The sequence below is a fragment of the Brenneria sp. L3-3C-1 genome, from assembly GCF_016456245.1.
Lineage (GTDB): Bacteria > Pseudomonadota > Gammaproteobacteria > Enterobacterales > Enterobacteriaceae > Brenneria.
In genome coordinates, this window is record NZ_JAEMHF010000010.1 from 125,238 (window position 1) to 146,823 (window position 21,586).

Genomic DNA, 21,586 nt, shown 5'->3' on the forward strand with positions numbered 1-21,586 from the left:
CCTCTTACAGAATGCCGGTGGCTTCAGTCAGCAGCCAGATGCCGATCACCAGCAGCACAGCGCCGACTGCGACGGTGAGGCCAAATTGCCCCCACGTTTTCTTGCCGGTATGGATCTCGGCGTAGGTGCCGTACGCGTGGTAGCACACCCCGATAAACATGCTGGCGACCACCAGCAGCGCGACCAGCAGCACGATGTCGTAGCCGTAGTTCCTGATCGTTTCCATGATGCCGCCGCCGGTGCCCCGCGAAGGGTTTTCCAGCGTGGGCAGGCCCTGCGCGAATGACAGCGCGGGCAGCGTGAAGAGGCTCAGCGCCAGCGCGGCGCGCTGGACGAGGCGGGTGGGAGAGAAGCGAGTTTCCATGGTCTGACCCTTTCTGGTTACGAGAGGAGGAAAAAAGTCAGCACCAGGTACATCGCGAGGAACCTCACGATGACGCCCAGGAACTGACGCTGATTGATCCGGTCCTCAGCCCAGCCGACGTAGGCCGTGCGAATGGCCCATGCGCCCCAGAGCAGCAGCACGGCGAACACCAGACCGACCAGCACGGTCGCCATGAGCGCGGGCGCGATGCCGCTGTTGGCCTGGAAGGCGGAGAGTTGGGCAGAGGTCATGGCCGGGCCTCCGGCATCGCGGTGGCCGCGCCGTCGACGTGGTAGTCGCCGGTCAGCGCGGCGGGATCGCGCGGCTGGGCACGAGAGGGGGAGAGGTAGGCCTGGAGGCCGGCACGCACACGCGCCAGGTCATCGAGCAGGCGCGGGTAGTCGAAGTGGTAGCGCTCGCCCGGTGTGACCGGCGCATCGGCCGCACTCTGCGCAATGAAGCGGTCCAGCGCGTCGAGCTGGCGCAGCGCCGCCGCCAGCTCCTGGCGTTGCGCCGCTGTGTCGGCCTGGGCGGCCAGTGGCACGCCGGCCATCAGGGCGGTCATGAACAGAACGGTCGCGCCGCAGCGTGCGGCGCGGAGCCGAAGCGGAAGCACCATCGCGCAATTCCTCGTCAGATCAGCAATGGCTCGATCGTGGCGAGACAGGCGCGCTCAGACCGCAAACAATGGGAACTGCGTGGCTACCGTATTGGTGGGCTGTAGCGGGGTTTTGAGAACGGGAGGAAGGCGGGGTATCGTCCACCCATGATCGGAAAACACTTCCTGAGCATGATGTGGCACTACCGGTTGGAAGGCAGGCGGGCGGTGCCGTGTCCCGACATCGCCGAATGGGCGCGATGGTTCGCCATTGCTGATCGCCGAGTGGCCGAAACGTGGATCGACGATTTTCGTGTTTCCACCGTGTTCCTAGGCCTGGATCACAATCACAATGCGCTGTCTAACGATGAGGTTCCGGTACTGTTCGAGACCATGGTCTTCGCAGGCCCCGATCCACTCGATACGATGCGGCGCTATTCGCTCTGGGAAGAGGCTGAGACTGGACATGCCGAGATCGTGGCCCAACTGCGGCAGGAAATGGATACCGCCCAGGTGGCGGCTCTTGAGGCCTGGAAGGCGCTGATGGCGCGTCAGACTCGCAGCACCTAGCCTGCAATGGGTGAGCGCATGGAGGCCGCGGATTGCCCGGGGCCTTGCGTGCATGGGATCAGCCGGGCATGCCGGCATCCGGAATGAACCTGTTCCTCCCCGGATGCGGCATGACCGTCATGGCGCGGGAAACAGGTTCAGCACCAGCGGAATGGTTACCAGTGCGAGCAGCAGCGAGACGATGATGGACAGCGAAATCACGTCCTGCTGATAGTCGTACTTCTTGGCGAAGACATACACGCCGGCGCCAATCGGCTGCGCGGCCATCACAATCGCTGCAGCCAGCCAGAGGCCTTGCTCCTGCCCCATGCCGAAGACATAGACCGCCGCCGCGAAGGTGACGGCAGGCTGCACGAATAGCTTCAGTGCGATCATGGGCAGGACGATTTTTCCGACCGTGGGATTCAAGTGCTCCCTGACATTGAGTCGGGCAAGGCCCAGGCCCAGCGCGAACAGTGCTGTCGGGCCTGCCGCATTGCCCAGGAATCGCGCAAAGGATTCGATGAAGACGGGCACACGGATGTCGAGCAGGACGAAGGCGAGTCCGGCCAGCACCGAGATGGTCAACGGGTTTTTCACAGTGGTCAGCGCTGCACTGCCCACGCTTTGCAGCAACGGTGTGCGGCCTTCGCGCGCGTGCTTGGAGAACACGTCCCAACTGATGATCACGGCCATGATGGCGGGGATGTTGTGCAGGATCGTCGCCAGCGCCGCGGGCAGTGCTGCCTGCTCGCCATAGACGGAAATCAGAATCGGCACGCCCATGTAGCCGGTCGTCCCATAGCATGCACCCATGCCGAGGATGGAGGACTGCGGCAGCCCGATCTTCATGCTTTTCGCAAGCACGGTGGCAATGACGTAGGACGCTGCGATCCCGATCAGGGTGGAGAGGATGAAGCCCCACTGCTTGAGCTCTCCCGCGTCAGCGCGGGCCACGGCAATGAACAGCAAGGCCGGCAGCGCCACGTACAGGACATAGTCGTTGATCAGCTTGTCTGCACCGCCGCTGTCAGGCTTCAGTCGTCCATAGCCATAGCCGACGAGGATGACCAGAAAGATGGGGGCGACGATCAGAAACATGGGTGAACCTCCTCGCATTGTCAGAATGTGAAAAAAGCCAGCCCCGGGGATGTCCCGAGGCCGGCCTGTGATTACTCGATGAAGTCCCTTGCATACTGGCCGACAGTGGCTGCATAGAGGACATCGGAGGTGTAGAACCGGATCAATTCCCCGCGTATCCGCTCGAACTCTTCATGCTTCCTCGTATAGGCATCCGTCAGAATGGCGTCGAGCTTTTGCTTGACCAGTTGCACGGTGGCGTCGTCGTTGGCCTCCGGTTCGAGACCCTCGTCCTGAAGAATCCGCTGTACCGTGGCGTCATGGAGCCCTGTGCTGTTGAGGAAATACGGGATGTCGCGCGCAGCACCCAGGAACGCCGGAATGTTGGCCACCCCCATGTTTTCCTGGTTGACGATATGCCCGCTGACCGGCCGGTACAGGTCGGGCATGGAGAGGAATGTCCTTTCTGACAGTCGTGCTGCCTCGACGACTGCAGCAGAGTCCAGGGAGTGTTGGTTGATGGTGATGTTCCGCTCCTTGAAGATCAGATCCAGGATCTCGATCGCCGGCAGGCCAGAACGGTTTCCGGTTCCGGCAAAACCACCTTCGATGATGTTGAATCCGTGGTAGAGCGAGGCCAGCGCGTTCTGCAGGCCCAGTCCGCGATCATTGTGCGCGTGGAGACAGAAATCGGTGTCCGGATACTGATGGCGCAAATTGGCCGCCAGTACCGCCATTGCTTCGGGATAGAGCGTGCCAAGGGAATCGTTGATGCGGACGGTTTGAATGTCCTGTGCAATGGATCGATCAATATCCCTGGTGATCTTTTCGTATGACTCTTCGTCGATGCCGGTGCTGAAGTTGTTTAGCAAACTGACGCGGAAACTATTGAAACCCCATGCGCGCAATTGTCCCGTGGTGCGCTCGAACAATTGTTCATCCGATTTGTGGGACACCATGCCGAAGCTGATGGTCAGGTGGTCCTTCAATGCATCCGGAAAAGACTCGAACTGCGGCATGATGGGTTCATGGCAGTTCAGCAACATGATGAACGAGAACCGCGTTCCTGCGGGCAGACCGCCATTTTCCTCAAGATCGTTGATGGTCTGGATGAGATATGTCGGGTCTTTCGGGCCGGACCCATAAACAATGTCCCGCACCCCAGACTGGAGAATCTTGGAGATCAGCGGAATCTTGTCTTGTGCAGGTACGGAGAAAGCGCAGCGCTCTGCGCCTTCCCGGAGAGTCTCGTCCAGGATTCCGTCAATGCTGAAATCACAGTAACGCGGGGTGTGATTATCAGGAAATTTGAGAAGGGCCATATTTACTTACTCCTTTAATGAAGCATGTTTCACCTGAAGTATTGAGTTGGGAAAACGCCGGCTACATGAGTCTGCTTGAGGTGTCATGATCTGTTAAATGAATTATGGTCTCGCTATAATCGATTGGGTCGATAGCAGGCGAGGTCGAGGGCATCATGAAGTTGACGGCACAAACGGATAGGCTGGAGGGGCGAGGCATCACGCTGGAGCAGTTGCGCGCGTTCGTATTCATTGCCGAGTACGGCGGCTTCGGGCGTGCTGGCGAGGAGTTGGGGCGCACGCAATCGACGCTCAGCGCTGGTCTTCGCCGCCTGGAGGAGGATGTGGGCTGCCGCCTGATCGAAAGGCGCCAGGGGCACATCCTCGGTCTTACTGAGGATGGCCAGCAGTTGCTGCCCGCCGCGCGCGACATCCTGCTGCGCACCAACCGGGCGATTGGCGCGTTGAAGAAGACCCACCTGAAAGGCCGCGTGGCGCTCGGCGTGCCTGATGATTTCCAGATAGGAAATCTGCACGAGATCATTTCGCTGTGCCTGGAAGAGAACCCCGGCCTGCGGGTAGAGATCACGGCCGCCTCATCCACTGTGCTGTCGGCCATGGCGGCGCAGCAGCAGTTGGATGTCGTCATCCTCAAGGGCATGGCCGGTCAGCCACTGATCTCCGAATCGGAACGGGTTCTGCGCGTCGAATCCCTGCACTGGGTGAGCTCAGGCGCTGTGCATTTCAGCGAGATGGACGAGGTGCCGCTGGTCACCTTCCCGGACGGTTGCGTCATCCGCAAATGCGCGATGTCCGCACTGGAGCATGTCGGGCGCCCGTACTACTTCTCCTATGTGAGTGGGTCGTTCGATAACATCCGCAGCGCCGCGGCGAGCGGGCTTGGGATTGGCCTGCTACCCAGGAGCGCGCTGTCCGAGGATCTGTATGTGCTGACTCCGGAGGATGGCGCACCCAGCGTCCCGGCCATTCAACTCGTACTGGGCGTGACGCGACCCGGCAAGCTCTACAAGCTCTTTACCAGCTACATCGACCGGGGATTGGGCGCGGTAGCGTGATCCCGTCACCGGAAATCGCCCCGTCCTGCAAGTCGCACGCAGTCGTCCCGCAACGCCGGGGCAAATTCATGCTGAGAGACAAATCCTATGGACAACTATCAATTTGCTTCGACCGAACGGCTCGACATTGCCTATCTCGAATGGAATCCGCAGGGAGCACGAACCGCCATTCTGTTGCATGGATGGCCGGATAGCCCCGAGACCTGGAAGTCTGTTGCCCCGGTTCTTGCCGAGGCCGGCTACCGCGTGCTGGCGCCTGCGCTACGTGGCTTCGCACCGACCCGGTTCCGCGAGGCAGCTACGCCGCGCAGTGGACAGTTGTCCGCCCTGGGGCGCGACCTGCTGGATTTCATCAAGGCGCTTGGATTGGCACAGCCCACACTGATCGGCCATGACTGGGGCGCGCGCGCCGCCGCCAACGCTTGCGGCCTGCAAGAAGGTGTCGCTTCGCACCTGGTGTTGCTGTCGATCGGCTACGGAACCAACACCCCGAACCAGCAGCTTGCGCTGCAGCAAGCACGCGACTACTGGTATCACTGGTACATGGCCACGCCGCGCGGTGCGCAGGTGATGCGTGATGAGCGTGAAACCTTCGCCCGCATGATGTGGGACACCTGGGCGCCGGCAGGCTGGTACGATCCGGCCGACTTCGACGAGGCGGCGCGTGCATTCCAGGGAGAAGATTGGGCCGAGATCGTGCTGCACTCCTACCGCCACCGCTGGGGCTTCGCCGAGGGCGATCCGGCCTATGCCGAGGATGAAGCGTGTCTGCATTCTGCGCCGGTTCTGACGGTGCCGACGCTGGTGCTGCATGGTGGCGCCGATACCTGCAATCATTCCGACAGTTCTAAGGGGCGGGAGGCGTTCTTCCAGGGTGGCTATGCGCGACAGGTGCTCGATGGCGTGGGGCATTTCCCGCAGAGGGAAATGCCGCAGCGCGTTGCCGAGGCCATCCTGCGGTTCTGCCAGAAGTAGGCGGTAGCCCCCGTCGCGCGACCCAACGCTGTGTGTTCATCATGCCGGGGCGCGTGTAGGAAGGAATGTGCAGAGCTATAGGTATTTCTTGAAACTGCTGGCAGCCAAGGCCACGACGAGCCCCAGCAGTGCCGCGCTGGGCAGCAGGATCAGCAGCGGGTGCACCGCAATCGGCATCGCCAGATAGATCACCCAGGGCAGTACGGCCAGCGGTAGCAATGCGGCTTTTGCACGGTGGTAGATGAAGCCGGACTCCCGGCCGGCCCCAAATTTGCGCACGTCACGGCGTACCAGCCCGTCAACGAAACCGACGAACGCCGCCGTGAGGAACAGCGGCAAGGTCAGCACCAGCACCAGAAGACGCACCAGAAATGTCAGCGTGATGAAGGCGGCGGCGATCAGGTATTTCTCGGACCAGATGTAGGCTTGACTGATGTAGTAGCGGAAGTTGCGCGCATTCTCGCGGCCGGGGCGCCTGGCGCGCTCGGCGGTGTCGTTCATCCGGTCGAGCAATCCGGTTCTGACGAACGTCCATTCAAAGCCGGTATCGACCAGTTGGTGCGCCGTGCGGCCGGGCTCGCGCACGATGGCGCTGCGGGTGAAATGATTGGAGAGATGGCCGAGTTCGTATTGCAGCATCGCCTGGGAGTGCCGCCAGCCTTGGTCTTTCCAGAGTGTGTGCATGCCGATGCACTCGATGATGATGGAGAGCAACAGCGAGGCCACGAGTACCCCGAAGAGCCGCAACGGCAAGGTGATCAGGCCGACGATCAGGCCGTGCCGGCGGCCCTGCTGCTGTTGCGCGGTGGAGGAGGCGTCGCTCATGGACGTGTCTCGGCGGCAGTGCTGTCGGCCTCGGACAGATCATCGATCAGATCGTCCGGCAGGGGTTCTTCCTGGCGCCCCGGCGTGTCCAGGTTCTCCCACCAGCGCCCGGCTTCCGTATAGCTCTGGCGCATGTACTCCGCGAGCTGTTGCAGATCCCTGGGCATCACTTCATCGGGGTCTGGAGCCGGCAGCGGCATGCGGATTTTCCAGAGATTGCCGCCCTCCTGCAGTGCAAAACACTGGCCCTTGGGCAATTGCACGACATGTGCGGGCTCGATCATCGGCACGCTCGACATGCTGATCCGATCCTGGGTGTTGCTTGTGAAATCCGTCGAACCGCGAATGTCCGAGCTGTCGGTCGCGCCGCTGACTACCGTCGTGGTGTAGACCTCGACCTTCGGCAACTGCTTGGTCAACAACTCGGCGGTAGCGGTTTCCCGCACTCTGAGCATGAGCAAATTGTTGAAATTACCGATGACCTGGCCCGCTTTCGCCCGGTTGCCGATGCGCGCCTCGATGTCGCTCAGGGTCTGGGTATAAGCGGTGATTTGGAGCCCGGCACCTCCGCCCTTATTCACCAACGGCACGAATTCATCACCCATGAGCTCGTTGAATTCATCTGCGTGGACATTGATGGGCACCCGCTCGCCGGGGCGCGCATCGGGCAGCCCGTCATCAATGCCGAATTTATAGAGATGACCTGCCACGGACACGAGGTCGGCGAACATGCTGTTGCCGACCGCGGCAGCGACTTCGGCGTCCGACAGCGCATCCAGGCCCACATAGACGATGGCGCGCTTTCGGATGATCTGCATCCAGTCGAAGATGGGCCTGGGGTCGTTGAGGTCGGCATAGTTCGGCGCCAGGAGTTGTGAAATCTTGCCGCTGGTGAGCTTCTCCAGTAATGGCAGCAAGCTGGCGACGATCTTGTCGAAGTACGTCTTGTCATAGCGCACGGCACTACGCAAGCCGTCCAGCACCGGGTCGTAGTTGCGCGCTTGGGAAAGGTACTGCTCAAGCGCCACCACACGCTTTTCGCGCCCGATCATGTTGCGCGGGATATTCTTCTCGTTGAGCTTGGATTCGATCTGAACGATGACTTCCCAGGCCTTGGGGTCCTGCTTGGCGAAGTAGTGTTGGGCGTACTCGATGAACAAGGCATCGATGTTGATCACGTGACGCTGGATCAACAGGTAGTCCGGCCGCTGCCCCAGCTCGATCAAGGCCCGCGCGACGATATTCACGAACCTCCAGGCGAACTCGCGAAATGCTGCGCTGTTACCCTCGCCGGAGAGTTGTCCAGCAATGCGCGTTGCCACTTCGGAGATGCGGCCGAACCGGCCCACCGCGTTGTAGCGTGCGCTGATGTCCGGCCAGCCCAGATGGAAAACGTAGAACTCGTTTTCGCGCCCGGCGCGGCGGGCTTCGACGTACATGCGCTTGAGCAGATCCGCATCCCCTTTGGGGTCGAACACGATCACAACTTCGTGTTCGCCAGCAGCGTTCTTGCGGCGGATGTCCTGCGTGATGAACAGCTCGGCTAATCTGGTTTTGCCGACCCGCGTAGTGCCCAGGACAAGTGAATGGCCCACTCGCTCGCCCAGTGGCAGGCTTGCATCGACTTCGTTTGGCTCGATGCCATGCAAGCGCGGCAGGCCGCCGACGGGCGGCAGCGGCCGAACCGGATTGATCGGTACGTCCCAGCGGGTGAGGCGCGCGAGGCGCGACAGCGGAAACGGCACGAACTCCAGCCGTTCCTCAAGGCGCCGGGCAAAGCGGTAGGCCGGGGTCGGCTCGACGTAGCGCCGGAAGTCGGGGCGGTAGGTTTGCACCAGCCGGTGGGTGTGCTTCTGCTCCCACATGAAACCACGCCCAATGAAGAGGCGGTGCTGGCTGACTGGTACGTCGCGGCTGCGCATCACGTAGCGCGGCAGCCGGCGAATATTGCGGCGGTAGCGCAAGATCGCCAGCGCCTGGTGCAGGCGAATGGCTCCGAAGGCGGCGAAGGCCAGCACGCTGCCAATGCCGATGGCCGGCGTCAGCGCGAGCGACCACGGTGCCACCAGGGACAACGCCGCGGCGGCGGCGCAGACCACGACGGAATACAGTTCAACCGCTGGCCGCAGCAGAACCTCCACCGGTTGCGTCTGCGCCATCGCGTCACTGCTCGATACCGGTGCTGGTGATCAGCGCCGGGTAGTGTTGTACGCCCAGGCGCGCGGCCAGATCGTCGGCGACCACCGGCGCTAGCTCTAATCCGGGCGCCGCTTCGCGCAGGCGGGTCAGCCCGGCCGGGGTATCGATGTTGACCACCAGGCCTACGGCGCCGCGTTCGCGCAGCGCCGTGGCGTGGCGGCGCAGCCAGGCATGAGAGGTGTCGTCGTCGCCGATCAGAAAGAACGGCTGCAGCCCCGGCGCCTCGATGACGCGACGAGCAACGATGCCCGGCGAGAGCGTCGGGCTGCGCACTGGCAGCATGTCCGCCTCGCTGGCGAGCTTCGCCAGTGCGACCGGCATGGGAATGGGCGGGCGCGCCGCGTCGGGCGAGCGTGGCTGCAGGTTGAGTGTTTCGTAGTACGGCAGCGCGGAAGCACCGCCGCGGTCTTCCACGACGACCAGCGGCGTGGATTCCGCGCTGGCGCCATGCGATGCCAGGAGCGCCGCCAGCAATGCGACAGCAGCCTGGAGCCTGCGGGGAAATGGCGGGCCGCTGAAGGGCCGGATCGTTGGGACAGGGGCGGTGCGGGACATGAAACTGCTCCTTGAGTCAGGGAGCAGCTACCTTCACGCCATGGGCAAACAGGATCAGCAAGGAATGGGATTTGCTCCGTGCCCGTTTTTCAACGGGCACGGCCCTGGGAGAGTGCGGCTATCCTTCGGTATCTCACGGTCATGGAGCTGGTCGCCCTGGGCATGGGGATGGGCGGGCATCCTGCCGCTGTTTCTCACCAAGGGCCGCTCCGATCTGCAGCAGGTCACCGAGGTGATCAACGAGTGCCAGACCGATCTCTGGGTGCTGACGCATCAGGAGTCGCGGCACCTGCGCCGGGTCTCGGCCGTCTTCAGGCATCTTGGCACTGCGCTGGAGCTTTGATCCCGACAGTGCGTTCAAGGCCCTTGTTTTCCGCTGACGATGCCTGGCGGTGATTCACCGGTCACGCGGGCCAGGTGTTGGGACACGCTGCGTCGGTAGCGTGCAGCGGGCGCACCCCCAGCGGGTCGGTGGTAGCGGCCGATGGCGAGCAGCCAATCCTCGCCAGGCTGGTGCTGTTCGCGCAGAATCTCGGCGGCGATGGCCAGGTTGGCATAGGGATCGAGCAGATCGCAGGGGCGGCGGTAGCGGTGTTGCTGATAGCCAAGGTTGATCTGCCCCAGGCCGGCATCGACGCGGGTGGGCGGCACCTGGCGCAACGCCTGCTGCAAACCCGCACAGGCCTCGGCGCGGGTGGCATAACGGTGCGACTCTCCAGCGACATTCAGCGACCAGGGCCACGGAACGATACGGTTGCCGCGTCGGATGCCGCTCTCTTGCAGTGCCACCGCATAGAGTACGGTCGCGGGGATGCCGGCTCTCTGCGCGGCCAGTTGGTAGGCCGGTGGCGGCGTTTCCTGTGCCTGGATCGGACTCGCCGTCAGGCCGCTCAGCATCAGCATGGCCAGCGCCGAGCGCATGTGGGTCATGGCTGGCGTTGCCATTGACCGTTCACCTGGCGCACCACGGCGGGTAGCTCGCCGGACACCCCTATCGACAGCCAGCGACCGCCGTCGTGATTGAGCGTGATGGAGCCGCTGCGCACCCGCGCCGGATCGATCTGCGCGCGCTGGGCCCAGTCGCGGATGCGGGCGTCGTCCTGGCGGCTGCCGACCATGTAGACGTCGAACTCGGCGCCGCTGGCTTGCAGGCGCCGCACCAACTGACCGCAGGGGGCACAGCCCTCCTTGACGAACACCGCCGTGCGCCCGCTGCCGGTTGCGGCGAAACCGCCCGGCGTCGCGTCCGGCAGATTCACGCGCTGGGCGTCGGGGTGCAGGCGTTGCCAGGCGTCGTCATAAGCACGCTGATAAGCCAGCAATTTCTCGACACGCTGCGCCTCGACCTGCACCTGCAACTCCGCATAACGGCGGCGCTCTTCGTCATTGCGCGCTTCGATGCCCAGGGCGGAAAGCGGGTCGAGGTTGGGCGAGTAGATGCCGAGTGGCCCCTTCATCAGTTCGCGGTAGCGCGCCCACTCGTCGTCGCGCAGTCCCCAGTCCTGCGCGAGGCGTTCGTCCCGGTGCTGCTCGATCTGGGCCGGCACGACACGGGATTGGGTGGTAGTGGCTGGCTGAGCCATGGCAGGCACCTGCAGTGCGACCAGCACAGCCGCGATGAACATCGTCTGGCGTTTCATGGCGTGCGCTCCGTCAGGGGATCGCCAGTCGGCGTGTCTGCCCGGCGCGGCTGAACACCGCCGTGTCGCCATCGATGGCATCCAGGCGCCACTGGCCCACGGACTCGCCGGGCAGTACCACCTGGATCTGCGCGGCCGACCATTCGCCGGTAGCCGGCGCGACCGACACCGTGCGCTGTCCCGCCCGCAGATCGAGGCCGACGATCCGGAACGGAATCGTCGACTCCTTGGTCGCGGCGGTGGCTGGCCGGATTGCACGGGCGGGGGCGGGAGAGGCGGGGCGGGCTACTGTGCGACTGGTCTTGAGCTGTTCGACCTCGCGCCGCAACGCTTCCAGTTCAGCGGCCTCGGCCCGTCCGGCCAGGGCTTGCTCCAGTTGCCCGAGGCGTGCATCGAGGGCCTGGCGCGTGCTTTCCAGCACCGCCGCAGTGACGGCCTGGGGCTGTGCCTGCTCAGCCTGATGGGCGTCGTTCAGTTCCCCCACCCTCACCTCAAGCAGCTGCAATTGCCGCAGCGTCGCATCGAGTTGTTCTTGTGCGGCCAGATCGCCGGCGACCCGAAAGCTGATGAGAACCAGCGCGGTCAGCCCGGTCATCCACAGCCACAGCAGGATGTGCGCTACGGAGGCCGCGCGCGAACGCATGGCGTACGATGGCTTCATGGCTGTCCTCCATCCGTCACGGGAAAGGTTTCGGCCGGTTCGGCTACGGACTCGCTCGCCGGTGCAACGTCCAGGGAATCGCCGGGGCGGATGAAGCAGACCTGGCGGCGCCGGTCGTCGACCTGCAGATCCCAGGCGGGGCCGGCCAGGGTCAGCAGTGCGTCGCGCAAGGTCAGCGGCCCCATGCGCAGGTGCGCCGCCGGCAACGGCAGCGAATACAGTTCGATGACGGCATGCGCCGTTTCGCAGAGCTGGTAGCCGCTGCGCCGGAGCAGGTGGCGCAGGCCGTCGCCGACGGTGGCGCGGGCCTCCTCGGGCATGCTGACATCGATCACCTGCAGCAGCAGATCCCGCTGGGCAGCAGTAGGCGCCAGTTCGACGAGGGTGTAGCGACCGTAGCGCACGACCGGAATCAGCTCCGGCGTAGCGGGCTCTGGGGTGGTGGCGACCTCCTCGATGGGAGGCGGCGCGGTCGGCGCGGCAGTGGTCGCGCAGCCGCTGGTCAGCGCGGCGGCGGCCAGCAGGCTGGCACTGATCAGTTGCTGTGGGGGGGGAATGGTTGGCATGGCTCGGCTCTCGGTTGCGAGTTGCAATGAGCCGATACCTTCGTCTGGCGCTTTGATGCGATCAGCAAAGAATACGAAATGACCATTGGCCGGTTTCCTTGGACGTCATCGTCGCCCAGGGGACACAGCACAGCCGGCACAGGTGTGCCGGCTGCTTCGATGGAATAGGATGTCTGCCGGATGGTAAGAAAAGGCCTGCACCCCATAGGGAGCAGGCCGAGGAAGGAACATCAGGCCGCGACGAGTTGCCGGGCCAGGGCGACCTCGATGGAGTCGCCATCTTGGTTGAGCACATCGAGCCCCGATTCCGGGACATCACCGGATGTGCTCTGCGAGACGAGGATCTTCTTCGCCATGAGGGCGAGGCACGTCATCTGCGACGTGGCCGCATACCCCAGGTAGATCACCTTCACGTGCAGCTTTTGACCGATGCGCCAGGAACGACGTGCGGCCTGCTGCAGCGTGTAGATGTTCCACCCGCTTTGCATGAACACGATCGTCGGGAACTCCAGCAGATCCAAGCCGGTTTTCACGAGCTCCGGATTCGTGATGAGGACATCGATGCCTCGGTCGAGCTGCTCGGCGATCCAGTCTTCCCTGCGGCTGGCATCAACGCTTGCGCGCAGCACCGCCACCTTGAAGCCTTCCTGCTCCAGCAGCATCTTCAACCGGCTGGTGGTGTCCCGCGTGCCGGTGTAGACCGAATAGACCAAGGTCTTGCGACCCGCTGCCTTCTCCTCGCGGCAGATGTCGATCAGTTCCCGCTCCTTGGGCATCACCTGCAACTCGTTGAACTGAGCCGGGGTGAAGGCCAGCACCTGGCGCGTGCGCGGGTGGCGCACGGATTCGGCACGGAAGCAGCAGTCGGACCACGCCAACAACACATTGAGGACCACGCCCAGCAAGGTGGTGTCCCGCTTGCGCAGGGCCTCCTTGAGTTCCGCCGTCAGGCTGGTGGCCAGCTTGCGGTAGGTGTCGGCTTGCTCGGCGTCCATGGCGACTTCCCTGAACTCTTCGTCGTACGGCGGCAGTACGCCGCCGATGTCCTTGAGCTTGAGGAAGATCGTGTACGGCACGACGCAGCGCAGAACGCCTTTCGGACCAAACCCCGGGGCTTTGACCGTTCTAACTGTGACCTTCGAGCCTTTGGCGGTCTTGTGGGCCGGGCCGTCGCTCTCGGAATAGATATCCTTCAGAACGCCGTGATCCCTCATGAAAGCCATTGCGGCGGCGTTCATGCTGCCGCTGGCACTCGGGCGGTAGCCGTCTTCGATCATGCGGTTGGGCAAGGCCCGGAACAGAAGATGAAATAAGTCATCTGCGTAGCCACCCATCAGGGTGCCAGTGAGCAGAAGAGTCTTGCGGGCCTTGGCCGCGATGACGCCCATGGCCTGTCCCTGCGCGGAGCCACTCGCCTTGTACTCGTGCGCTTCGTCTGCGATGAGCAGGTCGAAGGTGCTTTGCGGCAGATACCGCTTCACATACTCGCTGGGTTGGTAGCCGCCCTCGCCGAAGCCGAATTCCATCGAGGCCATCGCGCGTTCCATGCGTTGGGCCTGCCGGTCTGAAAACACCAACTCCCCGCGCTCGTCCATCAGGTTGATGAAGTTGTGCAGGTTGTCGCCGAGCATCGAGGCAAGGAACGAGTCGCCGAACGTCGTCATCAGCTTGGCCGCGGTGGCCTCGCCGATGGTGGGAATCCGCTTCAGTGCCCGCAGTACGGCCGAGGACTGATCGCTGCCAGACAGGCTGCGCGGCCGCATCAGCGTCCAGAGTGCGCTGTCGCAGACTCCGCACTTGCGCCGAACCTCTTCTGCTTCCAGTTCCAGCGCGCTGACGGGCTCGCCGTCGAGGTCATGGACGACGGTGCCGCAGTGCGGGCAGGCCCCGACCTCGCCGTACCTCGTGCGCTTGCGGACGAATGAAGGCTTCCAGTGAAAGCCCATCCTCATCCTGACCCGGCCAATAATGAAGAACTCCTGGCCCTCTGCCGGCACGTTCAGTTGCTCGCGCAGCTTGATCAGCTTGAGCAGCGTGTCCGGGCCGTTGAGCACCCAGACTTTCGCACCTGCGACGGTTTCGAGAATTTCCCTGCGCCACTTGTAGACCAAATGAGGCGGGCTGAGGACGAGCGTGCGGCGATAGCCTTCCGCGTTGAGCACCGCCGCCAGCGCGATGCCGACGGTGGTTTTTCCCGTGCCCATCTCGCCGTTGACGATCGCTGCGCGCTCGCCCTGGTTGACGAGCAGTTCCGCAGCCGCATGCACGACTTCAGCCTGGGCGGGAAACAACTGCCGCTTGAGTCCGGCCAGTACGAGCTGACGGTTTGCGCGGGGCACACCGCTGTATACGGGAGGATTTGCCCGGTTGAGGGATTCCAGCAATTCGTCCCCGAACTCGGTGACAAAGTCCTGCAAGCTGATCGACAGGTCGTCATTCGCAGGATCGAGCAGATCGCCCATGGCGGGCGCGTTGGTTGCGGCGGAAGCCGCTTCGAGTTGCATGGTCATGGTGGTGCTCCAAAGAAAACGGGGCACGCACCGCCCCCAGGGGCGATGGCATGCCCCTGGGGGTGGAAGGACGGCGTCAGGCCGCCCTGGAAAGGATCAGTATTCGCTGGGCAACAGCAGCGTGGTGACGCTGCGATCCCACTCAGTGATGATCCAGAGCGTCAGGTCACGATCGACTTGGTAGGAGGAAAACAACCGGTCTTCGCCCGACGCCAGCGCGGCGTCGTTCAACTGCCGGTCGTTCTCGTCGAGGTCGCCCCAATCGCCACTGAGATGGCGACGCAGGTACCGGCTCGATTCGAGCTGCCGTAGTTGAATCAGATGAACCACGCCTGCGGTTACGACGATCTCGCCCGGAAAAAACCGAACCCGGGGATCAAGATAAAGGTGGAGTGGAGAAACGACGCTATTGGCCATGGGATTACTCCTTTCAATAGAAGAAAGGGCCATGGCCCCCAACCGGGGTACATGGCCCCGGTGGGTGGATAAGATGAGCTGGCGTGGAACTAGGTTTGTTCGGCGGCCAGCAGGATATGTGTGGCGCTGCGATCCGGCTCGGTAACGATGCGGATGCTCAGCTCACGGTGGATCACATAAATCGATTCGAGCCGCGCCCCGAATTGCAGGGCGTCATTGTTGGCTTGCCAGCCTTCGTCGCTGACGTCTCCCCAGTCGCCACGGATGTGACGTTGGAGATAGGGAAGCGGCTCAATGCGGCCTTCGCGCAGAAGACGGTCGATGCCTTCGCTGAAGATCAGTGCCCCAATGGGGAACAACAGGCTGCGGCCGTGGCCGTTGGGATTGGCGGTAGCCATGGGTTGCACTCCTTCTTTCATACCGGGGCGGCGCCCCTTCGGGAATCCGCTCCCGATCAGCTAAATGAATAAGACATGGCTTGCCGTCAGATCAAGGACTGCTCTTCGGGCAACTGGATGACGGTTGTCTTGTGGTCTTCGCTGGTCATCACGACCAGCACTAGGTGCGGCGTGATCCGGTAACGAGAGATCATGGAGTTGTCCTGATCGAGCGCTACATCGTTGACCTGACGACTGGTCTTGTCGATCTCTCCCCAATCACCGCGCACATGGCGCTGTACATAAGGCAAGGGATCGATCAGGCCTTTGCTTGCGAGCCAGTGCACTTTCTCGCTCAGTTGCAGCGAACCAAGTGCGAACAGAGGCTGGGCCTGCGGCTTACGCCGCTGGAAAAACCTCGGAAGCATGGTGGTACTCCTTCTGTGGGATGAGAACAGCAGGACGGCAAGCCGCCCGGTGGGGATCAATGGATGGTGAGAATCCGGCCCTGCGTGGCTGAGTCGGTGGACAAATCCCAGGCCCTGATCACAGGCACGAACTTGTCGGTGAGGATGCGCGTCTCGGCAATCGAACCGTCGTCGCGTTCGCGATACTCGGTCGTGGTCGCCTTCTGCTTGTAGGTGTCACCCTTGACGGCCAGAGTGCGGCCGCTCTTGGACTGCACGACACCCGAGATGGCGCCGGCCGCGAGGGCTAATGCCAGGTGCCAGTGAGACAAGGCCCGTGCGGGCGGGCGCAGCGACTGTTGGGAGGCACCGAGATGCGTCTCGAATGCCGGCCACAATCCACGCAGGCGTTGCACTTCCTCGGCGAACTGCGCCGGTTCCATGCTGATGCGATAAAAGTGCTCCGGCTCGGCCGGGGTGCAGGGAACCACATACGGAGCCGATGGCCACTCGGGCGGCAATTCTTCCGCCTCCAGTTCGCCCTGGCCGATCTGCAACAGCCGGGCCCGGATGGACTTCACGTCGTCGCTCATCAGCTCGCGCTGACGAACACGGCGACCAAACAACACCACTTGCTTAAACTGCGCCTCCACAGCACGGTAGATACGCAGGTCGGCAAAATGGCGCGTCAGCCATCCGACCATTTCCTGGTCGAGCACATAGAACGGAATGATGAAGATCATGATGCCGTCGTACTGCAGCAGTTGCAGCGTCCGCTGGTAGAACAACTTTTCTAGCCGCGCGCGGCCTTTGCCGTCGTAGCCGATGTTGCCGTTGGCATCTTTGGACAGGTCGCCATAGGGCGGGTTGAGCCAGAGCAGGCCGAACGACTGTCGTGAGATCAGCGTATCCGTCAAATCAGCCTGGATACAGCGATCGACCATCAGCCGTGCATGGTTCGCACGCTCCTGGTCGTACTCCACTGCATACGAACGGGTTTGATCAGGCCCGAGGGCATGGGCGGCTTCGGCGATCGCAACGCCTTCGCCTGCACAAGGATCGATGATGCACATCGGCCCATCGCTGGGCGCCAATGCGGTGAGTGCTCTTTCGAGCGTGGGCTCGTCGGTCGGGAAATAGCCGTTTTTCACGAAATTTCTCGCGAGCCGGGGAAACATGAGTGCCATGGGATTCTCCTGTCTGGCGGTGATGAATGAAGGTGCAGGCGCGCGGAGCGTGCGCCTGCCGTGGAACGATCAAGCCACCGCTTGCGGTGTCCAGATCCGGGCCGGATACGGATAGGCCGTGAGGACGTTGCCGCGGATGAGATCGCCCAGCGCTTCGGTGAGCGCCGGAACATCCAGGCTCAGGCGATAGCCCTGCAGCGGCCCAAGGGCCACGGGCAGGTCATGGAGCATGTCGCGCGAGCGCAGTAGCGCCATTACCGCCTCCTGCCAGTGATCCAGCAGAGGCAGCGGGCACGTGTCCTGCACAAGTCGCCACAGGCGCGACGTGGGATCGGCCGCCGAGCGTGGCAGCAGCGCGAGCGCGTTGGCCGTGCTCTTGTCGGGCCGGATGCAGCGCCGGTCGAACAGCCATAGATTGACTATGGAGCCGAACAAGGTGCGCCGATAACTGCGGGTCAGGCGCTTTTCAAGGCGCTCGACCGATGGGATGAACACAGGAACGGAACCGCCCTGCTCAGTGAAGAGGTGAAACTGATCCAGGCCGTCTTGGTCGCGGCCCAGGGTGAGCCGGGCGATGAACTGCTGGATCGCCGTGTCGCGCGCCCAGACCGAGAGGAAGATCAGATCCCCCTGATCGCTGCAGACGCAGGCATCGGCCATCAGGTCGCTGCATTCGTCGATGCGGTAGAGGGTTGGAGTAGAAGAAAGTGCAGGCATGCTGGAGTCCTCAATGAAATGAGGGGCAGCTCCGCCACAGGGGCAGTGACTGCCCCGAGGGGATGAATGAACGCGGGCTACTCAGAGTTCCCGCTCGGTGAAATGCCGCGTTAGCAGCGATGAAGTCGCCTGTCAGTACTCAAGATCACCGCAACCGGCCGGGCAGCAATCCCGATCGATGCCGTGCATGCAAATGCCGTTTTCGGCATTCCAGTCCTGGGTCTCCTGCCTTTCGGCGGGTGTTGCGTAGTCCCCGTATTCCTGTGCTATCTGCAGGGCATATGCCTGCTGATGCTCGGGTAACCGGCGTACTTGCGCGTCAACTTCGGAACTGAACAGTTCCACGTACCAGTCGTGAGACTGTCCGCAGCCATCGAGGGCTTGCCTGGCGGCCGTCTCGCAGACAGCCTGCCACGCGGTTTCGTCGAGCGCGACACGGGTATCGAGGGCTTGTGAAGATGTACTGCAATCGATCGTGGACATGCTGGAGTCCTCCAGAAGAAACCGGAGTCCTCCCCAGCGGGGTCGGAACCCCGGCGGGTGGATGAAGCGCCGCGGCTGCGGCAGGACGATCAAGCAGCCTGGGGTTCAGGCTTTCGGTTCCATTGCTGGGCTATCGGGTCGATCTCATAGCCCAGCTTGCCCAGCCGCGCGATCTGCAGGCGCAGCGTGCGGCGGTCGATGGTCGAGTCCAGCTTCACGGACTCTCCCAGCGGCCAGAGGATGCCGAACAACGCAGCGTCGTCGCTGCCTGCAGCGCTGCTGGTGGCAACCGCGGCGGGAGGTAGATCAACACCGAAAGGTGTGGTGTCGAGCGAAGGATCTTCCGTCGCCGGTACCGTCGCGGGCCTGGATTTTGGCTTCGACTTCGGTTTCGGCTTCGGCTTGGTAGGTGCTGTCGGCTCAATGGCCGGTGGCATACTCGTTTCCTCGTCGAGCGGATCAACATCGTGCGTCACAAAGGCACGTGCCTCGGCTTTGCTCAGTTTGTCGATTCCCGACAAGGTCATGCCGTCCAGATTGGCGCGATGCTCGAAGAAAATGCCGCCATTCCGAAGCCGAATCGGCTTGATGAAGCAGTAACGGACGATGAATTCACCTTGGTATTTGCCTTCTGGATATTGATCCAGCTCGGGATCTTTAACGGTGAACTTGCCGATGGGTGTGACGAGGTTACCCACCTTGAACGGGCCATTTTGACCGTGGATGGTGACTATAGCGAGATGACCTCCCACGGTGACGGGAGGCCCGGACATAGTGGCAGGTTTAGCCATGGTGAATCTCCTTGTGATGAATGGGATCGCCAATGCATGTGGCAGATCGTGGGTAGGGAAGAAAGCGGACCCGCCCTAGGGGGGCGAGGTCCGTGTGGGTCAGAACGATGCTGCTTGCGCCAGCTCACGCTCCGGTGTCTGCACTTCGGCCTCGCTTGGCGCGGGGGAGGAAGGCGGCACGTCCGCAGTGCTGCCGTCGACACCTTCGTCCTCGGGTGCATTCGCATCCTCGGACGTCGGCGTGTCGGCTTGCACCTGGAGCTTGGGATGAACCTGGTGGCCGTCGATCTTGATCAGGCTGATGTGGGTCAGCGTGGATTTCAGACTCACGCCAGGCTGGCCGGCACGGTCGCCCTTGGGATAGATGAAAGGATCGGCTTTCATGTCGTCGAGACGGAAAGCAATCAATACCTTGCGCTTGTCATCAATGGCTGGCACGCAGCGGCGAACCAGATTCCGCGTTTCAGGCGTGGCGACGATGGTCTCGAAGTAGCGGTACTCGCGTTTCTCCTGGCCAATATCGACAGGCCCGGTCAGCGCGGCGATGACGCATGAGAGGAACGGGTCACGGTCTTCGGGCTCGACCTCTTGAGGCTTGTTGAGGTAGCCGATACCTCGGGTGATGAGTTCAAACCGTTCGAGCTGTGCCAGTTCAGTCTTGTCGAACAGTTCGATCTTGAGCAGTCGGCCTTTGAGGGTGCCGCCAGGCTCGCCTTCATGGCCTTCGCCGGTGCGAAAGTATGCATCGCCCCAGGGATCGCTGCTCCTGAAACGAACCAGCGGGCGCTTGGACTCATCGGTGTCGAGATAGCCTCGAACAAAGTTCTTGGCCTCGCTGCCGGCAACTCTGACATCGAGGTAGCGGGTGATCGGATCGTGAACCGGACCGACCTGGGCCGCGATGGTGCATGCAAGGTAGGGATCTGCCTTGCGACCGCCTTTGACAGGAACCAGGCGGGCACGCTGCAAATAGCCGATGCCATCGGTATGGATGTCGAAGAAGCCTTTCGCGGAAGAAGTGGTGTTGGTCATGGTGAATCTCCATAGGATGAAAGCGGAGACACACCAGCCCGATCATGCGGGGAGAGGTGCGTAACCCCGCGATGGGTTGATAAAACGATCGCATCCACCAACGGCAGGCCGATGGTCGTTCGCGCGAGGATGCTGTGCGAACTGGCTCGGTCATGCGGCTTTCACCGCACCGCAACCTGAAAGACCGTGGTTGCGTGGCATGTCGCTGACAACGTCAGCAAGCATGAGGTAAGCCTCGCACCGGGCGGATGCGCAGGCCACCGCCAATGGGTACTGCCACCTGACCGCATTCAATCGCCGCAGAAGCAAGCGATCGCCTCTTCGGTCGGGTCGAACAGATCGCCCTGGCTGGCGGCGAATCGCGCCAGCTCGGCATAGCCAGGGCCGTCGGCGCGAAAGCGGGCGCCGCTGGGTTTGCTGGCCAGGTTCAGCGATTCCATGCGAATCCACCACACGGCGGCTTCCGGCCTGGCTTTGATAAGCGCCAGGCGCTGTCCGCGCGGCTTGAGGAAACACAAGTCGCAATTGCCTTCGAGGGTGCGGCCATTCACGGTCAGCAGTTCCAGGTCAAACGGCTGCGCCTGCCAGAACGCGGTCACGTCGCGCACGGTGACGCCGCTTTCTGCCAGTGGCATCCACATCGTTTCACTGGCCGATTCCGTCGAGTGACCGCGGGCGCGAATCTTCGCGACGCGCCGTTGCTCGTCCGCGCGGATGCCAATGAATTGATCCCACTGCGTCCAGCCCAGACTGCGCACGAACTTGTGCATGGGACGGATTTTCAGACTGGTCGTGCAGCCGCGTGCCACGGGGTTAGGGAGATATTGGCGCTTGCGGATAAGTGCCTCGAAGGGTTCTCCCTCACGGCTGGCGCTGGCGAAATCGACCAGCGCAAAGCCCGGTTCCTCGATTCGGTATTCGAGCCAGTGGATTGGCACCTCCCAGTGCGCGGCGCAATCGCGCACGAAGCGCAAGGTGGCCTCGACTTCCTTGCCGGTGTTGGCGAAGCAGACCACGGTGTCGGCAGGCAGGCCGCTGTTGGCCTGTAGCACGCGCCAGAGCATGTAGGCGCTGGTGCGCCCGCCGCTGAAACTGATGCAGGTGGGATAGTCGATCTCGAAAGGGTCGCGCATGGGCTGTCTCCGGGCAGGTGTGCCGGCGGGTGCCGGCAGAAGCGACCCCTGGACGGGGCTGGAGACGAGTGCGGGCGCGCAGCGACGGCTGTGGCCTCGGAAACAAGGAAGCCCCCGCAAGCGGGGGCTGTGGAGAGGTCAGT

At 62.8% G+C, this 21,586-nt stretch carries 26 protein-coding genes; 4 read left to right on the plus strand and 22 right to left on the minus strand.

Annotated features, from left to right (window positions below):
* Positions 1 to 4: 4 nt before the first annotated feature.
* From JG725_RS17150 to JG725_RS17160, 3 genes are read right to left on the minus strand one after another with little or no spacing between them, the layout of a single operon-like run.
* Positions 5 to 364: a TIGR03745 family integrating conjugative element membrane protein gene (locus tag JG725_RS17150; protein WP_199379030.1), complete on the minus strand. Its 360-nt coding sequence runs from the start codon at positions 362 to 364 to the stop codon at positions 5 to 7.
* Positions 365 to 381: 17 nt separating this feature from the next.
* A complete protein-coding gene (locus JG725_RS17155; protein WP_199379031.1) occupies positions 382 to 615 on the minus strand; it encodes a TIGR03758 family integrating conjugative element protein in 234 nt (77 codons plus the stop codon).
* Complete coding sequence (locus JG725_RS17160; RefSeq protein WP_199379033.1) at positions 612 to 983, minus strand: RAQPRD family integrative conjugative element protein; 372 nt, start codon at positions 981 to 983, stop codon at positions 612 to 614. Before JG725_RS17160 ends, JG725_RS17155 begins: the two co-directional genes overlap by 4 nt.
* 147 nt (positions 984 to 1,130) lie before the next feature.
* On the opposite strand from JG725_RS17160, the gene JG725_RS17165 reads away from it, so the two are divergent.
* Positions 1,131 to 1,532 carry a hypothetical protein gene (locus tag JG725_RS17165; protein ID WP_199379035.1) on the plus strand — a complete coding sequence of 134 codons (402 nt, stop codon included), beginning with the start codon at positions 1,131 to 1,133 and terminating at the stop codon, positions 1,530 to 1,532.
* A 117-nt stretch (positions 1,533 to 1,649) separates the two neighbouring features.
* Here JG725_RS17165 and JG725_RS17170 read toward each other — a convergent pair whose 3' ends face one another.
* A complete protein-coding gene (locus tag JG725_RS17170) occupies positions 1,650 to 2,612 on the minus strand; it encodes an AEC family transporter (protein ID WP_199379037.1) in 963 nt (320 codons plus the stop codon).
* Between the two features lie 71 nt (positions 2,613 to 2,683).
* Positions 2,684 to 3,913: an isopropylmalate synthase gene (locus JG725_RS17175; RefSeq protein WP_199379039.1), complete on the minus strand. Its 1,230-nt coding sequence runs from the start codon at positions 3,911 to 3,913 to the stop codon at positions 2,684 to 2,686.
* Between the two features lie 155 nt (positions 3,914 to 4,068).
* On the opposite strand from JG725_RS17175, the gene JG725_RS17180 reads away from it, so the two are divergent.
* Positions 4,069 to 4,968, plus strand: a complete 900-nt coding sequence (locus JG725_RS17180) for a LysR family transcriptional regulator (RefSeq protein WP_233356463.1) — start codon at positions 4,069 to 4,071, stop codon at positions 4,966 to 4,968.
* Between the two features lie 87 nt (positions 4,969 to 5,055).
* Positions 5,056 to 5,943, plus strand: coding sequence for an alpha/beta fold hydrolase (locus tag JG725_RS17185; RefSeq protein WP_199379041.1), 888 nt, complete (start codon positions 5,056 to 5,058; stop codon positions 5,941 to 5,943).
* Positions 5,944 to 6,018: 75 nt separating this feature from the next.
* Here JG725_RS17185 and JG725_RS17190 read toward each other — a convergent pair whose 3' ends face one another.
* Genes JG725_RS17190 through JG725_RS17200 form a run of 3 tightly spaced genes read right to left on the minus strand, consistent with a single transcriptional unit; the run spans position 6,019 to position 9,522 of the window.
* Positions 6,019 to 6,768 carry a TIGR03747 family integrating conjugative element membrane protein gene (locus JG725_RS17190; RefSeq protein ID WP_199379043.1) on the minus strand — a complete coding sequence of 250 codons (750 nt, stop codon included), beginning with the start codon at positions 6,766 to 6,768 and terminating at the stop codon, positions 6,019 to 6,021.
* Positions 6,765 to 8,927: a type IV conjugative transfer system coupling protein TraD gene (gene traD, locus JG725_RS17195; RefSeq protein WP_199379045.1), complete on the minus strand. Its 2,163-nt coding sequence runs from the start codon at positions 8,925 to 8,927 to the stop codon at positions 6,765 to 6,767. Before traD ends, JG725_RS17190 begins: the two co-directional genes overlap by 4 nt.
* Before the next feature lie 4 nt (positions 8,928 to 8,931).
* Positions 8,932 to 9,522 (minus strand): integrating conjugative element protein, encoded by a 591-nt coding sequence (locus JG725_RS17200; RefSeq protein ID WP_199379047.1) that lies wholly within the window; start codon positions 9,520 to 9,522, stop codon positions 8,932 to 8,934.
* Here JG725_RS17200 and JG725_RS17205 point away from each other — a divergent pair.
* Entirely contained in the window at positions 9,521 to 9,865 is a 345-nt protein-coding gene (locus tag JG725_RS17205; protein WP_199379049.1) for a hypothetical protein, read from the plus strand. The two genes, JG725_RS17200 and JG725_RS17205, sit on opposite strands and share 2 nt — an antisense overlap.
* Before the next feature lie 14 nt (positions 9,866 to 9,879).
* Here JG725_RS17205 and JG725_RS17210 read toward each other — a convergent pair whose 3' ends face one another.
* The 14 genes from JG725_RS17210 to JG725_RS17275 all read right to left on the minus strand — a co-directional run bounded on the left by JG725_RS17210 (position 9,880) and on the right by JG725_RS17275 (position 21,443).
* Positions 9,880 to 10,467: a transglycosylase SLT domain-containing protein gene (locus JG725_RS17210; RefSeq protein ID WP_199379051.1), complete on the minus strand. Its 588-nt coding sequence runs from the start codon at positions 10,465 to 10,467 to the stop codon at positions 9,880 to 9,882.
* The gene (locus tag JG725_RS17215; protein ID WP_199379053.1) at positions 10,449 to 11,162 is read right to left on the minus strand and encodes a TIGR03759 family integrating conjugative element protein; all 714 of its coding nucleotides are present in this window, start codon (positions 11,160 to 11,162) and stop codon (positions 10,449 to 10,451) included. The genes JG725_RS17210 and JG725_RS17215 overlap by 19 nt, the downstream gene beginning before the upstream one ends.
* Before the next feature lie 13 nt (positions 11,163 to 11,175).
* Positions 11,176 to 11,823: a hypothetical protein gene (locus tag JG725_RS17220; RefSeq protein WP_199379055.1), complete on the minus strand. Its 648-nt coding sequence runs from the start codon at positions 11,821 to 11,823 to the stop codon at positions 11,176 to 11,178.
* On the minus strand, positions 11,820 to 12,389 hold the full coding sequence (locus JG725_RS17225; protein WP_199379057.1) for a PilL N-terminal domain-containing protein: 570 nt from the start codon (positions 12,387 to 12,389) through the stop codon (positions 11,820 to 11,822). Before JG725_RS17225 ends, JG725_RS17220 begins: the two co-directional genes overlap by 4 nt.
* Positions 12,390 to 12,619: 230 nt before the next feature.
* Entirely contained in the window at positions 12,620 to 14,899 is a 2,280-nt protein-coding gene (locus tag JG725_RS17230; RefSeq protein WP_199379059.1) for a helicase-related protein, read from the minus strand.
* A gap of 96 nt (positions 14,900 to 14,995) precedes the next feature.
* Entirely contained in the window at positions 14,996 to 15,316 is a 321-nt protein-coding gene (locus JG725_RS17235; protein ID WP_199379061.1) for a hypothetical protein, read from the minus strand.
* Positions 15,317 to 15,405: 89 nt separating this feature from the next.
* On the minus strand, positions 15,406 to 15,714 hold the full coding sequence (locus JG725_RS17240) for a hypothetical protein (RefSeq protein WP_199379148.1): 309 nt from the start codon (positions 15,712 to 15,714) through the stop codon (positions 15,406 to 15,408).
* 86 nt (positions 15,715 to 15,800) lie between these two features.
* Positions 15,801 to 16,121, minus strand: coding sequence for a methyltransferase (locus JG725_RS17245; RefSeq protein ID WP_199379063.1), 321 nt, complete (start codon positions 16,119 to 16,121; stop codon positions 15,801 to 15,803).
* Positions 16,122 to 16,177: 56 nt separating this feature from the next.
* Positions 16,178 to 17,287: a DUF6094 domain-containing protein gene (locus JG725_RS17250; RefSeq protein ID WP_199379065.1), complete on the minus strand. Its 1,110-nt coding sequence runs from the start codon at positions 17,285 to 17,287 to the stop codon at positions 16,178 to 16,180.
* Positions 17,288 to 17,356: 69 nt separating this feature from the next.
* A complete protein-coding gene (locus tag JG725_RS17255; protein ID WP_199379066.1) occupies positions 17,357 to 18,004 on the minus strand; it encodes a hypothetical protein in 648 nt (215 codons plus the stop codon).
* Between the two features lie 132 nt (positions 18,005 to 18,136).
* A complete protein-coding gene (locus tag JG725_RS17260; protein WP_199379068.1) occupies positions 18,137 to 18,487 on the minus strand; it encodes a hypothetical protein in 351 nt (116 codons plus the stop codon).
* 89 nt (positions 18,488 to 18,576) lie between these two features.
* Positions 18,577 to 19,278 (minus strand): DUF3275 family protein, encoded by a 702-nt coding sequence (locus tag JG725_RS17265; RefSeq protein ID WP_199379070.1) that lies wholly within the window; start codon positions 19,276 to 19,278, stop codon positions 18,577 to 18,579.
* A gap of 99 nt (positions 19,279 to 19,377) precedes the next feature.
* The gene (locus JG725_RS17270; RefSeq protein WP_199379072.1) at positions 19,378 to 20,310 is read right to left on the minus strand and encodes a DUF3577 domain-containing protein; all 933 of its coding nucleotides are present in this window, start codon (positions 20,308 to 20,310) and stop codon (positions 19,378 to 19,380) included.
* 290 nt (positions 20,311 to 20,600) lie between these two features.
* Positions 20,601 to 21,443, minus strand: a complete 843-nt coding sequence (locus JG725_RS17275) for a phosphoadenosine phosphosulfate reductase family protein (RefSeq protein ID WP_199379074.1) — start codon at positions 21,441 to 21,443, stop codon at positions 20,601 to 20,603.
* Positions 21,444 to 21,586 lie beyond the last annotated feature (143 nt).